Source organism: Bartonella sp. Raccoon60 (assembly GCF_002022585.1).
In the GTDB taxonomy this organism is placed as follows: domain Bacteria; phylum Pseudomonadota; class Alphaproteobacteria; order Rhizobiales; family Rhizobiaceae; genus Bartonella; species Bartonella rochalimae.
Genome location: NZ_CP019786.1, coordinates 389226 through 402204 on the forward strand (window position 1 = coordinate 389226; position 12979 = coordinate 402204).

Sequence of the window (12979 nt, forward strand, 5' to 3'; positions counted from 1 at the left end):
GATTTTGTATAATCAATATACTAAAGTAGGATTTGATTAAAATATTCTTTGCAATAAAAAGATCACCGTATAAAGCTAGTGATGTTATCCTCGAAACCAATAGGCCCTCATTTTTAGAAATGAATACTATTGTTCAAAGCTATTTCTGATATAAAAGATGTTCTACAGTACGTGATAAATATAAACTGAATCACTATACTTGAATTGATTTACAACTTTGCAGAATTATAATTCTGTTTAATAGTGTTATGACAGCTTCACAAAGGGAGCTCTGTTGTTTAATCAATTTATTGAAAAATGGTGCAGACGGCGTGCACCATTTTTGCACTAATTTTTTGTTCCCTTAGAACTCTCTACAATATCACCTGATAGCGCGGTTTATCTTTTTTTCTATTTAATAACTATTTGTTTTTATTTAATTTTATTTATTAAATTGCCTTTTGTATATAATCTTGGTACCAGATGAAAGTGCTCCAAGCGCAATTCAAAAGGTGGTTCAAAAGGTGGTTCGGAGAATAAGAACGCGTGATAGATTATCTGTCTTATCTGTAAAAAATCTATCTAAAGGCAAATATGCTGACGGAGCTGGTTTATGGCTTATCAAAACTGAACCAGATCAAGGATGGTGGATTTTTAGGTTTGATCTCAATAAAAGACGACGAGAAATGGGATTAGGTTCCTGTCGCAATTAGCAACAAATACTAATCCCAGACAGGACGCAAAAACTATAATCGTCGCTAAAGCATATTGTACAGGACCATTCCCTTCTAATAATTCTGCAAGTCCTGAAACAGAAGCTATGATCGGAGCAAGAACTTCTACTTTTAAAATTTTTGTTGGTTCTTGTGCTTCTACTGTTTGATAATTAGAAGAAACATAAGCGCCTTTTGCCCATAAGCCTGCTTCTGCTGCACGCCGGTGTACGAGACCGTTCAAACGCTTGCCTCCTGCTTTTGTCCATTTCTGTAATTCGGATGGCACCGCTTCATATTCACCTTTGTTTAGCTTTTTTAACAGTGTAGAATTGCAAAAAGCTGCTGTTCCTACATTATAGCAAAAGGATACTAATGCCGCGAATTGTTCATTTGTTAAGGAAACTATAACAGCGCGTTCAACGGCGTCCTCAAATTGTCTTAAGTCTCGGCAAAGAAGTTTTTCTGCTTTCTTTTCAGTGATTGTCATGCCTTCATAAACAAAAGGTTCTCCAGCAGCGTTGGTGTGTCCATAACCGATTGTCCACACACCAATGGCATCTTTATAGGCGTTCAAACGCAAACCTTCCCATTGTTTGATAAGTGCAAGTCCTTCTGGTGATATTTTTCGCATATGCTTCTCCATAAAAAAGCCCCACATAACGTGAGGTTAAGTGATATCTTAAAAATTGTAATTATTGCATTTTATTAAAAATCTCGTTTCATGTAACTTTTTTCTGTGTTATACGTTACATGAAACAAAAGGAGATTTTATTATGGGTACAATGCATGTTAATGAACGTGTTCAAAAACATCGCAACGCACAAAGAAAAGCGGGATTGCGCTTAATGCAAATTTGGGTACCAGATACACGCCAGCCAAATTTTGCAGAAGAGTGTCGCCGTCAATGTCGCTTAGTAGCAAAAATCGATAAAGTTGATACAGCTATACAGTTGTTTATGGATCAATCTTTAATGGATGTTGATGGTTGGACAGAATGATGCGTGGTTCTCTGATAACAATAGCGATACAAGGTGATTTTGGTAAACCAAGACCCGCATTGATCATTCAAGCTAATCAATTTAGTGAACATACCAGCATGACGGTTTTACCAATTACAAGCACACTTGTTGATGCGCCATTACTCCGCATTACGATTCAACCAAACACCAAAAATGGCTTACAAAAACCTTCGCAAGTAATGATTGATAAGATTATGACTGTAAGGTGTGATAAAATGAGTTCCATTTTTGGTTCTCTTAAAGAAAAGGAAATGCTAGAGATTGAACGGTGTTTGGCTGTATTTTTAGGAATAGTAAAATAAAAATTGGATTTCTTTTTTCGGGTAGGAATATGCTTTTTATTATCATTAGATAAGGTAGCTTTTATTCATGTGCCTTCCTCATCCATATGGATGACATCATCACTTTCATCACATGCGTCTGGTTGAGCATTTGGATCAAGGATATCATCTTTGTCTGGTGTTGTGTTTGCAACGTTTCTAGCGGTATCTTCTTGTGCTTTATCAAAAAGTTCGCAGTCTATTTTTGTTGTGTAGCCTCCTGTCTTATTAAGTTTGTGACAACAAAGGAGAGACTGGAGCAGGCCGAGACACCCAGTTGTACTAAGATTCGTGCAATTATGTTTACGTAAATAAACCAGTCAAGTCCTTTGCTCGTAACAGATCATATTTTTTCAATATCTGTATGAATAAGATCGTTTCCTTTAAATAACAGTGGTAATTCATAATTTTTGCTACAAGCATAAGCAAAACAATCACCCATATTAAGTCGTGCTTTGCTGCCTGTTCCCTTACCAAAATTCATATAAGCATGAATAGCAGTTTGATATTCGTGACTCTCAATAGTGACAAATTGAATATTGTAAAATTCTAGAAAATCATCAACTAAAGCTTTCGCTTCTAAAACTGTTGAGCGTGCAATAGGTTTTCCTTCTTGTGTTTTCTCAAAGCAAAGCCCAGCGACAGCTTCCCACACAGCTATTGCTGACGTATGATTTTGCTGAGCTTTTTCCATCTTTTCGATAAAAATAGGTGCTTCTTCCTCACCTAACAAAATAGCAAGAATAGCCGAAGCATCAAGAAACATTTAAAAGCCTCCGCTTAAATCATCAAAAAACGCCTTGCGTTGTTCTTCCGTATAAGAATTATATTCTTTACCTAAAAATTTTCTTGTCCGTTGCTGAAACTCTATAGCCTTTTCCTGATAAGAAACTTCTTTTTTCTTAGCTTCTTTTAACATCAAAAGTGCAGCTTCAATTGTCTGAGTATAAGTATTATAACCATAAAGATTTTTGACTTCATCAGCTAATCTTTTAACATTTTTATTGGGAACAAAAAGTGTATCAGACATTTTCTAACCTTCAAAACTAATGTTAATTTCTTAATGTTATAATATCATAAAATTAATATTAGTTCCAGTATTTTAAAAAATCTCAAACAACTCTCTATCCTTCATACGGAGAGAAACATTACAATTTTTTTAAAGATCCTCCTCATCCATATGGATGACATCATCACTTTCATCACATGCGTCTGGTTGAGCATTTGGATCAAGGATATCATCCTTGTCTGGTGTTGTGTTTGCAACGTTTCTAGCGGTATCTTCTTGTGCTTTATCAAAAAATTCGCAGTCTATTTTTGTTGTGTAGCCTCCTGTCTTATTAAGTTTGTGCTTAACACTTTTGATACGCCATTCTGCTGGAATATAGGGACGGAAAGGGGGCTCTTGAATAAGTTTTGCTTCTGCTTGAACAAACGGATTACCGCCGATATCACACGAAAAAGAAGATTTTCCACGAGATGATTTATTGCGATAAGCGGCAATGGCTGCAACAGCTTCTGATTGGTTATGGTAGGTATATTTGAGTTCATGAAAAGGTTCTTTACCAACCTTGACTTCCTTTTTTTCACCAGTGCGGATGTCGTGATAGGTTGCAAGGACGCCTCCTTTTTTCTCTTCTTCTTGTTCTTGCTTTTCAGGTGTTTCTGCTGCTATCTCTGCTTCATGCAAACCGTCGGTGTCATTTTCATCCATATGAATAACATCTTTTCCTTCATCAATTTCTTCGGCTTCTCGTGCGTTGGCAGCAGCCTTTTGATCATTCCCCGCATCTGTCTTTAAGCCATTGGCCATACCGGCCTCATCCCGTGAACTGTATTTAAAATCCCAAGAGATACATTGTTTTTCATGAATGATAACAACGGGGATGGTTTCGCCGGTTATAGCTTTGCCTTTACCTCGTTTAGCAAGCACTAATTTACCATCAACAGGCTTTGCTACTGCATCATATTCTTCTGCAAGGCGTGTGGCAAAAGCCATATCGCTTTCTGTTGTCTGATCAATGTGACGCACAACAATTTTTGCAAGAGCAGGATCAACTTTTGGTGTATAGCCATTGCGCTGTGCTATCTCTTGAATAATATTGCCTAAAGTTTGCTGGTGATAGGATTGGCTTTTAGGTGTTCTATAAGATGTGTTCATGGAGGCGGCGCGCCCTGTAACACTTAAGGTCTGTGGTGGGCTGCTTACAGAGATTTCATCAATTAGATAGGCTCCCATATCACGGTTTTTACCGCCTTCATAACCAAGAGTTATAGAAAGGATTGTGCCAATTAAAGGAATATCAAGAAAGCCATTATCGCACTCACGCGCACGATCATCAAGCTCTATGGTGATACGATCACTTTTGTCTTCTGCTTCATCGGTAATTTCAATCGACAAAACATAGTCCATAAGTATGCGCGTAATATCCTCTCCATTTGCCATCACTGTGCAAAAAGGTTTCATTGTTTGTTGCCCCAAATTCTGATCACAGGTGTGGCTTTAGGATAAGGGAGGGATGGTAAGAGTATCGTGATACCTGCTTTTAAAATGGGTCCATAGTCTGCAAGACCAAAATTAGCCGCGTAGACACGTTCAACAGCAAGCGCTTGTTGACCTTTGGCATAGTATTTCCAGCAAATGGCATTCACCATATCGCCATCTTTAGTCATATAAAGGTCACTCATAGATCTTCACCATATTCTCTCAACTTTATCGTAAATTCTTGTTTTTTGGGTGTACCATCATAATGAAAAACACTTTGTTTTTCCTCTACGGAAAGGATGACAAACTTACCTAAAATTTTCCCTTGACCAGTCACAAGGATGTGAGGACCGTTATGCGCCATTTGCCGTAAATGTTCTATTTGTCCATGACCGCCTTTGAAATCTGGATAAACGATACCTTTTAAAGAAAAAGCAGCATTTGCAGCAGCTGGCAATTGAAGCGCTGCTTTACGTCCCAACCGCCCTTGTTCAACCCATGGAATGTCATAGGTCATATCGAGGACTTGATAGGCTGCTGTTTCAATGGAAAAAATAAAACCACCTAAAGCTAACATCATAATGATTAATCCGAAAGACTAGAAGCAATAGCCAAGCGCTGTTGTTTGGCATAGTGTTCAAGGGCTTGATTTACAGCAGTGCGGATTTCGTCTTTTAAACCATTGGGAACGGAAATATTTAAATTTGAAATCATTACGCGGGCGTCTATTTCTACCGGCTTATGAACTGTGATGGGCTCTGGAACCTTGAAAGATTCAACCTTTACATTTTTAGCCTGCATTTGTCCTGTTTCAACTACGCCTGTATTGGAACTGCTTTTGCTTCTTCCAGATGGAGAATAGGGAACAATTGCTGTATCAAGCATTCTTTTTGCACGAGCATTGGTTTCATCGGTAAAGGTTTTAATAGTTTGGGTTGAAGTTTTGTTGATTGAAACATTAAAGCCTAGCTTTTCTTTCATCCAGTTTGGCATCCAACTGGTTAGTCCATTCATCATATTGCCAAATTCGTTATACAGATCATCCCATTTTTTTTGATACCTTCCCAAAAACCGTTAATCAGGTTGGCTCCTGCCTCCATTAAGTCGACGCCAAACAACCATTTAATTAGTTCATTAATTTTTTTTGCTATCCAAGTGAGTGGTGAAAAGTTTTTAAAAAGAGTAAAGAGTTGACCAAAAACGTTACTGCATAAGCTAGCAAAAGAATCCAATAACTTGCTTATGAAGCTTATGACTGTATCCCAGTTTTTGTAGAGCAGATATCCAGCGTAAACAAGAGCTGTAATACCACCAAGTATCCAACCGATAAGTGTTGTTATAATTGCATAGCCAAGCGTGACAAAAGCTGCTCCCACTGCGGCTAATGCGGCAATGAGTGGACCAAAAATAAATGAACCAAGTGCGATAAGACCTACCTTAAAGAGAGTTATTTCACCAATCAAAGGTTCTAGCCAGAAAAACCAACTTTTAATTCTCTCTGTAAGATCACTGATGCTTTTTCTCAAATTAGAGGTAGGGTTAAGCAAATCATTAAAGACTTTTTTTACGCTTTTAGCCCATCTAGAAACTGTTGTTTGAATGAGGTCACGGTTTTCATCAATCAACTTTGAAAAACCGTCAATCATATCATTGATCACCGGCATGAAACGTGCACCAATAAAGTTCGCGATACCTCCTATTTTTTTCTTAAACGCTCCCATTTTATCACTTAAATCTGCTGCATAGCTTGCAACATCGGAGCCTATCAGCCACTTTCCTTTTCTTGCCTTTGCAAACAATTCTTTGATTGGTGCCATCCCTTGCGCAAGCATAGCTGCCATTTCCTTGCCGTCACCACCAAACAGCAGAGCAGCAATATGCTGTCTTTGCGCTTGATTTTTCATTTTACTCATCTTGTCGGTAATTTCTTCCAGTAAGACAGAGTTTGATTTGAGTTTTCCGGAAGCGTTTTTGACTGAAATATCAAGTGCCTCAAAGCCCATAATGCCTCTTTTTTGCCCAGCATATGCTTGTGCAGAACGTCTATTTAAAGTGGCTAGGGATTGTTGAAAGAGTTCGGCAGAATATCCTGAATTATCCGCTGCATCTCCCCATAATTGAAGTGATGCAACACTCATCCCTAAATGGCGTGATGCATGGTGTAAACTATCACCCATATGCATGGTTTTCATAGTAACAGCAGTTAGACTGGCCACAAGACCACCACCAGCAAGTCCTAAAGCACCAGTAAAGACTGAAGCACGGCTTGCCGCTGTACCAAGAGCATTTTGAACGCCATGAAGGCTCGTTGTCATGTTTTTTACAGCAGCAGAAAAGCGCGGAATACTCAATCTATGTGAGAGTGTTTTTGACAATGTATCGAATTTTTTTTGCACACGTTTTAAAGGCGTGGAGAGTTCGTCTTCAAGAGATAACTTCACTTTTGCATCAGCAACTTTTTTACTCATTTTGTTTTATACCTTTCTGCTGCTTGTTTTCGCCAAAAGAGCAATTCTTTTGGTTCCATTTCCATCATCTCTGAAAGGGACCAATGGAACACAATGGCGATATCGGCTATCAATTTAGCGGCGGTTCCCCAGTCGAGGTTGCCCGCCGCTTGATAAAAGACTCCAGAATCTCTCCAAGACTTGCCATGTCGCTACCATCAAGTTCCAAAACAGCTTCATGTGGCCATTCAGAAAGGCGTGCGATCATAGTTACCACCTGATCAGTGCCCTCCTTTTTATCAATGGCTTGCATGTCTTTTACTTTGATACGCCGTAAGGTAATTTCGGTGTGTTCTTTTCCTTCAAAGATCACAGGGACAAGTAATTTATGTATAATGCTTTTTTGTATAGTCATTTTTTATAATCCTAAGTTTTCTCTATGGTCTGCTAATTGATTGATACCATTGAATTTCCTGATCATGTTGAGGGCGTCTATCTCAACAATTTCAACGTCCTTCTGGACATATTTAAAATATTGCAATGTGAAGGTAGCTGTGGATGTTGCTTTGCTCCCTGGTTGCCATTCTGCCATTTCAAAGCCTTTGCATAATCCTCTCATGGTAATGACAACACCTTCCGCTGGTGTCCCTTGTGCTTGCATTGAACTACGTAATGAAATGTCAACATTAGTGCGTCCTAACAGTGCCATCAACTCTGGAGAGCAATCAGAAATGGTCATGGTAAGCGTGAGAGTTTCAACGCCAAGATCAATTTCAATGGAGTTGTCCATGCCACCTCCGCGATAACTTTCAACAACCAAATTCAAATTCGGTAATGTTACGCTTTCACATTTTGCTTGATAGGGAATTCCATCGACAAAAATGTTAAAATATTTCAAAACTCTTGGTAAAACGGGTATGGCCATTAAAAAATCTCCTCTAGGTAATCATTGATGATTTGTGAGCGGAACGTGATGTGTTCTGCTGGTGTGGTTGGGGTGAATTCCACATTGAAATAGACTCGGCCGTCTTGAATGGCGCTTGCTGTGTTCAACTCTGGGTCAGGTATACAGCGCCCACCAAGAATGGCACCTTGCGCTTTTAAATCACGTAAATAAGCGTTGACGCTTTCACTTACATCGTTCAGGTATGTCCTTTTGATGTTACGATCAACTGCCCATAGATGTCCGCGCAAAATAGCGTCATTGATCATATCCGCGGTTCTCACCACCGATAAGAAAGCAAATTTTGTATCGCTTGAAAGGGTGCGATTGCCCCAAAGACGATAACCGTTTTTGCGGATAATTGTTGTGATATTTTTTTCGTTGAGAAGGTTGGCACGGCTTGATCTATCACCAATGGAAAAATCAATCGGGCGGGCAATTCCTACAATGCCATTGATTACTTTGTTTGAAGGTGAATGCCAAAAGCCATTTGCAAAATCAATTTTAGCAATGACACCAGCAACCGCTGCACTTGCTGGCTCTTCTAAGATTTTGCCATTACGATTAACTTTTACAAATGGATCAATAAGAATGGCGCGTTTTGAATCAAAATCCTTTGCTGTGCTAAGGGCCGCTTCATCTGTCGTGTTTGGTGCATCAATCACCACAATTGCGCGCAAACGTTCCGCAATGCCAATGAGTTCTGCCGCTACAGGATTAGAAGTGGTACTGATTTCGGCTTTAGCTGTCGCACCGGTTCCATCACCTTCAATCGTTACATTGGGGACGGTTTGATAATCAAAGCCATTGTCTTTGAGAACAAGTGAGATCACTTGTCCATTGGCAAGGATTGCTTCTGCTTTTGCACCGCCAGCAATTTTAACAGTTGCTTGGGTATAACCACTGCCTTTGTTGGTGATCTCAATCTTGCTAAGGCTAATAGGGCGTTGATGTGTAAAGCCTGGAGCAATCAGAATACGTGGTGTTTGTCCCACAACAGATTGTGCTCCAATGAAAGCATGAACACCTTCGTAGGCTCCATTTTCGTTTACACCGCCTAGAATATTGGTGAGTGTTGCGTTTTCATTGTTACCTTCTTTCACACGGATGACAACAACAATTGCTCCCACTTGCTTAAAAATAAGATCAAGAGCATTGGGTAAAGTACCGCGTCGTTTGCCTGTTTTGTCCAGTTTTGCTGCCTGTGAAAGAGAGCCTGCTATCAGAACCGGTGTGTTAAGAGGAAAGACTTGTTCATCCGCATCGGGTGCTGTACCGATAATTCCAATAACAGCAGACTGAACTGCACGAAGAGGGCGGGTGCCGTCGTCAACCTCGACAACTTCAACACCGTGTAGAAAACTTGTTGCCATACTTTATGCTCCTTTAAATGAGTGGCTAATGAAGTGAATGTGAAAAATGGGGGATGAAGAGCTGTGTTTTTCAATGCTCGGCATCCAAAGATGAAATAAAGAAATTATGGAAATCTGCTTGACATTATTTCCGTAATGTTTATTTTCGAATCAGGTGCCTAAGAAACACCTTAAAGCAACAAGCGGATAGATTGCCGAAACAGTCTCTTCTCCGCCGATTAAAAGTTTTGACTTGTCGTATGCATATAGCATATAAGCGAATTTGTCGGGTGTGGTTACACCATACAATACCCTTGCGGGGAAAGTGTAACGACGGACTTGTTGCCGTGTTTCTTAGCACCCGGCATTCCTCTGGAGTGTCAATAAGAAGCCTTTAACAACAAGGAGCCAAATTCATGGCACAATATTTAATTGATATAAATCAAACCACTATTGATGGCGATACTGTTCAGACAGTGAATGCGCGTGATTTGCACGCATTTTTGGGAATTACATCAAAGTTTGCAGACTGGATTAAAAATCGCATTAAAGAATGCAAATTTCGAGAAAATATAGACTTTGTAACACTTTCTAAAAATTTAGAAAACGGTGGAAAGATAAAAGAATACTACCTCACCTTAGACATGGCTAAGCACCTTTCGATGATTGAGCGTAATGATAAAGGTCATCAAGCAAGAGAATACTTTATCGAATGTGAAAAGCTCGCAAAACAAGTAACAACACCACAAGTTGACTACTCTAAACCCGAAGCATTACTTGGTGTCTTGAACCACCTACAAAGCCAAATTGAACAGAAAGATCACGTGATTGCAGAGTTAACACCAAAAGCAAAAGCACTTGATGGTTTAAAACGTTCTGATGGTTTGTTCGGTCTGATAGAAGCTGCGATGAAGAGTGTAACACACTGGTGCAGGTCATATACATGGTAGAAAAAGCTTTGATTGTAAAACTTCAAGATGAAGTACCAAATATACTTAAAATCTTGACAGTTCTAACAGATTTTGGAGTTTCAGAACTACCGCATAGCATGGATTCTTTGTTGCGAACCTATGCTCCTACTTTGGAGTGCCCGATTACAAAAGTAGCTTAGACCTACAATATAATTTTATCTCCTCGTTTCAGAAGCGGGGAGGTATGTATTCCTTATATGCTACACGCATATAATGACCCTATCGGGTGTGGTTATGCTATTAGCATGAAATATCTTTACATAATACACATTATACGTATAATACGTATTATACATTAAAGATAGGATATGCATATGAAAAAATATAGTTTTACAGATGTAAACCGCGGGGCAGGCGATATTTTAGACGAGGCTATGTCTACACCTGTAGCTTTGACAAAGCGAGGGCGTGAAAAAATCGTTATGCTTCCTGTCGATTTATATAATGAATTAATAAAATCCCATTCTGGTGTACAATCTTTTGTTTATGCAAATGCGCCGAAGAATATATTAGATGATTTAGATCGTGGTTTAGATGATATTTTAAATGGCGACGAATATGTTTAAGGCAGAGGATGTTGTTAGACATTACTATTTATCCAGCATTCCATAAAGTATCGTCTCTTTCTCTTCAGAGTGAGGAAGAGATCAAACAGCGTGAAGTGTTGGAACTTTGCTAACATTTGTTTCGCGTTCCGCATGCCAAGCGTCATAATTGGCTTGCATACGTAACCATATGGCATCTCCATCACCAAACATTTTTCCAAGACAAGCAGAAATAGCAGGAGAGACAGGCTTTTTTGCCTTCAGGATATCATAAAGATGCTGGCGCGATATACCAAGCATCTGTGCGATTTCTGTCTTCGTTTTGCCAGTTTCAGGAATAATTTCTGCTAAAACTTCTCCTGGATGAGTAGGACAACGATTAGGATTGCGTGTAGTCATGGATAGCCTTCTTTGCAATTAACTTAAAAATCATTACAATTTAAATAGTATAACATCAATACTTTGTAATTTAAGAAATGAATATCAAACCAATTCGTACAGAAAGAGATTACCAAGAAGCTTTAGAAATTGTGTCTGCGATGTTTGATAATCAACCTAAAGAGAGAATACTCCAGAATTTGATAGAATGAAAACTCTTGTTTTGTTAATTGAAGCTTATGAAACAGAACACTATCCTGTTTAAATTTTCTCTTGCGGTTTTTTTATGGGCTCTACGGATGCGTCTGTTTCTGCCATTTCAGTAGATGAGATCTGTTGTGTGCTTTCATCAACAACGGGCGGGAAAAACTGCCCATCTTTGTAAATCCAACCAATTTGTGCTTCCTTTGACCGAATTGCTTCGCCATCAAAGTCATGAACATAATCTTCTGAGGCTACGATAATATTTGTTACCACACCATTTTCAACAACTGCATATTCCATGAATATCTCCTAGATAAAAAATTTTAACAAAATAGCTCCATCTCCGCCATCTCCGCCAACTTTGTCACTTCCAGGTTTTCCACCAAAATGCCCACCCCCTCCACCACCATAACCTTTGCTACCATTACCCCCTTTACCGCCTTTGCAACTTTCACCACCTTGACCTATGAGAGAACCTTTGCCTTGAGCGCCACCACCACCACCGCCGCCAAAAAAAGAGCTTCCACCGCTACCAGCTGGGCTACGTCCATCTATTCCACTCCCTCCACCATTCCCACCAGAGAAGATAAAACTTTCGCCGCTAGCGCCCCCTTTTCCTGCCCCACCATCGCCACCTTTGCCATTTGCCATAACTCCATGCATCGATATAGAATATCCCCCTTCTGCACTAAGAACTTGTTCAATCGTTGTTTTGCCTCCATTACATAAAATATTACTACTGTTTCCTTTTCCTCCACGACCAATTTTAGCAGTTTGTGATTTTTTAAGATCAGAGCCTTTAATTTTTACACGCACACATTGACCACCGCCGCCGCCGCCATCCTTGGCTCCTCCACCCCCTGCGCCCCAAGCCCATATTTCAATTTCTGTGTCATCAGTGACACCTTCGGGCAATGGAATGGTACCGCTTTCTGTCATGAGGATTTCGACAGGTTTTTTGGTGAATAAAGCCATCAATTTATCTATTTCACTTTTCGTATAAACAGCTTCACCATCGACTTTAAGCGGTCCTTTAAGCTTGCTTTCCGTTGTGCTTAAACTTGTAACCACTTCACCGTTATGGGTGAGGTTAAGCGAGGAATTGCCAGTGAGTTCCACATCACCATTCATAGTCACTTTGTTGTTAAATTTGTTATCATTTTGCCATTCATTGGCTTGTGCCAAACGTCCATAGGCTGTGAGGTCTTCATTGATTTTTGTTCTAAAGTCATCAAGACCAACGATATCTTCGGTTTTATGTTGATGCATGCCTAACAGGGATATTGTGCTACCAAAGGTAAAATGATTATTGCTTGATTTATAGAGAACATAATTGTTGGCAGCATCTTGTGCACCCTCGATATCGCTTAAATCAGCAAATGAGAAGGTTTTATCAGCTGCCATTTTACCTTTAAGAGTTGCTTCAAGATCTGTAACATCACCTATGCTATGCGTATGCTTTAAAGGTGCTTTTTCGTCTATTTTTTCCTCAACATCGGCAATGGCTTGATCAATTTTGGTCAAGTTTTCCCGCAAGATTGGGAATTCAGAACTGATAAAGCGTCCTTCTTTTGGCAGTTCCATGTCGAGTTTTTTGGTTTTGGTCATGTCTGTTCTCCC

At 39.5% G+C, this 12979-nt stretch carries 16 protein-coding genes and 4 pseudogenes; 5 read left to right on the plus strand and 15 right to left on the minus strand.

Annotation, left to right across the window (positions count from 1 at the left end; all coding sequences use genetic code 11):
- Nucleotides 1–645 precede the first annotated feature (645 nt).
- Complete coding sequence (locus Bra60_RS01540; protein ID WP_078698017.1) at nt 646–1326, minus strand: lysozyme; 681 nt, start codon at nt 1324–1326, stop codon at nt 646–648.
- 142 nt (nt 1327–1468) lie between these two features.
- On the opposite strand from Bra60_RS01540, the gene Bra60_RS01545 reads away from it, so the two are divergent.
- Together Bra60_RS01545 and Bra60_RS01550 are read left to right on the plus strand one after the other, a co-directional pair.
- On the plus strand, nt 1469–1693 hold the full coding sequence (locus tag Bra60_RS01545) for an antitoxin MazE family protein (RefSeq protein ID WP_078688397.1): 225 nt from the start codon (nt 1469–1471) through the stop codon (nt 1691–1693).
- Nucleotides 1693–2016 (plus strand): type II toxin-antitoxin system PemK/MazF family toxin, encoded by a 324-nt coding sequence (locus Bra60_RS01550; RefSeq protein ID WP_078689029.1) that lies wholly within the window; start codon nt 1693–1695, stop codon nt 2014–2016. Before Bra60_RS01545 ends, Bra60_RS01550 begins: the two co-directional genes overlap by 1 nt.
- A 65-nt stretch (nt 2017–2081) precedes the next feature.
- Here the strand turns inward: Bra60_RS01550 and Bra60_RS07530 are convergent.
- The 11 genes and pseudogenes from Bra60_RS07530 to Bra60_RS01605 form a co-directional block, all read right to left on the minus strand.
- Nucleotides 2082–2273: pseudogene (locus Bra60_RS07530) on the minus strand (late control protein); the annotation flags it as partial.
- Between the two features lie 104 nt (nt 2274–2377).
- Entirely contained in the window at nt 2378–2800 is a 423-nt protein-coding gene (locus tag Bra60_RS01560) for a type II toxin-antitoxin system VapC family toxin (RefSeq protein WP_078688398.1), read from the minus strand.
- Nucleotides 2801–3064: a type II toxin-antitoxin system VapB family antitoxin gene (locus Bra60_RS01565; RefSeq protein ID WP_078688399.1), complete on the minus strand. Its 264-nt coding sequence runs from the start codon at nt 3062–3064 to the stop codon at nt 2801–2803.
- A 129-nt stretch (nt 3065–3193) separates the two neighbouring features.
- Entirely contained in the window at nt 3194–4501 is a 1308-nt protein-coding gene (locus Bra60_RS01570; protein ID WP_078688400.1) for a contractile injection system protein, VgrG/Pvc8 family, read from the minus strand.
- The gene (locus tag Bra60_RS01575) at nt 4498–4722 is read right to left on the minus strand and encodes a tail protein X (RefSeq protein WP_078688401.1); all 225 of its coding nucleotides are present in this window, start codon (nt 4720–4722) and stop codon (nt 4498–4500) included. The genes Bra60_RS01570 and Bra60_RS01575 overlap by 4 nt, the downstream gene beginning before the upstream one ends.
- A complete protein-coding gene (locus Bra60_RS01580; RefSeq protein WP_078688402.1) occupies nt 4719–5099 on the minus strand; it encodes a phage tail protein in 381 nt (126 codons plus the stop codon). The genes Bra60_RS01575 and Bra60_RS01580 overlap by 4 nt, the downstream gene beginning before the upstream one ends.
- 5 nt (nt 5100–5104) lie before the next feature.
- Nucleotides 5105–6987, minus strand: a pseudogene (locus Bra60_RS01585) (phage tail protein).
- Nucleotides 6984–7100, minus strand: a complete 117-nt coding sequence (locus tag Bra60_RS07670) for a GpE family phage tail protein (protein ID WP_078688403.1) — start codon at nt 7098–7100, stop codon at nt 6984–6986. Before Bra60_RS07670 ends, Bra60_RS01585 begins: the two are co-directional and overlap by 4 nt.
- The gene (locus Bra60_RS01595; protein ID WP_078688404.1) at nt 7097–7381 is read right to left on the minus strand and encodes a phage tail assembly protein; all 285 of its coding nucleotides are present in this window, start codon (nt 7379–7381) and stop codon (nt 7097–7099) included. Before Bra60_RS01595 ends, Bra60_RS07670 begins: the two co-directional genes overlap by 4 nt.
- Before the next feature lie 3 nt (nt 7382–7384).
- Nucleotides 7385–7891 carry a phage major tail tube protein gene (locus Bra60_RS01600; protein WP_078688405.1) on the minus strand — a complete coding sequence of 169 codons (507 nt, stop codon included), beginning with the start codon at nt 7889–7891 and terminating at the stop codon, nt 7385–7387.
- Nucleotides 7891–9282: a phage tail sheath subtilisin-like domain-containing protein gene (locus tag Bra60_RS01605; RefSeq protein ID WP_078698018.1), complete on the minus strand. Its 1392-nt coding sequence runs from the start codon at nt 9280–9282 to the stop codon at nt 7891–7893. The genes Bra60_RS01600 and Bra60_RS01605 overlap by 1 nt, the downstream gene beginning before the upstream one ends.
- Nucleotides 9283–9677: 395 nt before the next feature.
- Here Bra60_RS01605 and Bra60_RS01615 point away from each other — a divergent pair.
- The 3 genes and pseudogenes from Bra60_RS01615 to Bra60_RS01625 form a co-directional block, all read left to right on the plus strand.
- Nucleotides 9678–10208 (plus strand): annotated as a pseudogene (locus tag Bra60_RS01615) (antA/AntB antirepressor family protein); the annotation flags it as partial.
- Nucleotides 10169–10372 (plus strand): annotated as a pseudogene (locus Bra60_RS01620) (hypothetical protein); the annotation flags it as partial. The pseudogenes Bra60_RS01615 and Bra60_RS01620, both read left to right, overlap by 40 nt.
- A gap of 174 nt (nt 10373–10546) precedes the next feature.
- Nucleotides 10547–10798, plus strand: coding sequence for a type II toxin-antitoxin system Phd/YefM family antitoxin (locus Bra60_RS01625; protein ID WP_078688408.1), 252 nt, complete (start codon nt 10547–10549; stop codon nt 10796–10798).
- 81 nt (nt 10799–10879) lie between these two features.
- Here Bra60_RS01625 and Bra60_RS01630 read toward each other — a convergent pair whose 3' ends face one another.
- The 3 genes from Bra60_RS01630 to Bra60_RS01640 all read right to left on the minus strand — a co-directional run bounded on the left by Bra60_RS01630 (nt 10880) and on the right by Bra60_RS01640 (nt 12967).
- The gene (locus Bra60_RS01630) at nt 10880–11176 is read right to left on the minus strand and encodes a HigA family addiction module antitoxin (RefSeq protein ID WP_078688409.1); all 297 of its coding nucleotides are present in this window, start codon (nt 11174–11176) and stop codon (nt 10880–10882) included.
- Nucleotides 11177–11416: 240 nt separating this feature from the next.
- On the minus strand, nt 11417–11659 hold the full coding sequence (locus Bra60_RS01635) for a hypothetical protein (protein WP_078688410.1): 243 nt from the start codon (nt 11657–11659) through the stop codon (nt 11417–11419).
- A 9-nt stretch (nt 11660–11668) separates the two neighbouring features.
- Nucleotides 11669–12967 (minus strand): Bgr_08870 family protein, encoded by a 1299-nt coding sequence (locus tag Bra60_RS01640; protein WP_078688411.1) that lies wholly within the window; start codon nt 12965–12967, stop codon nt 11669–11671.
- Nucleotides 12968–12979: the final 12 nt, after the last annotated feature.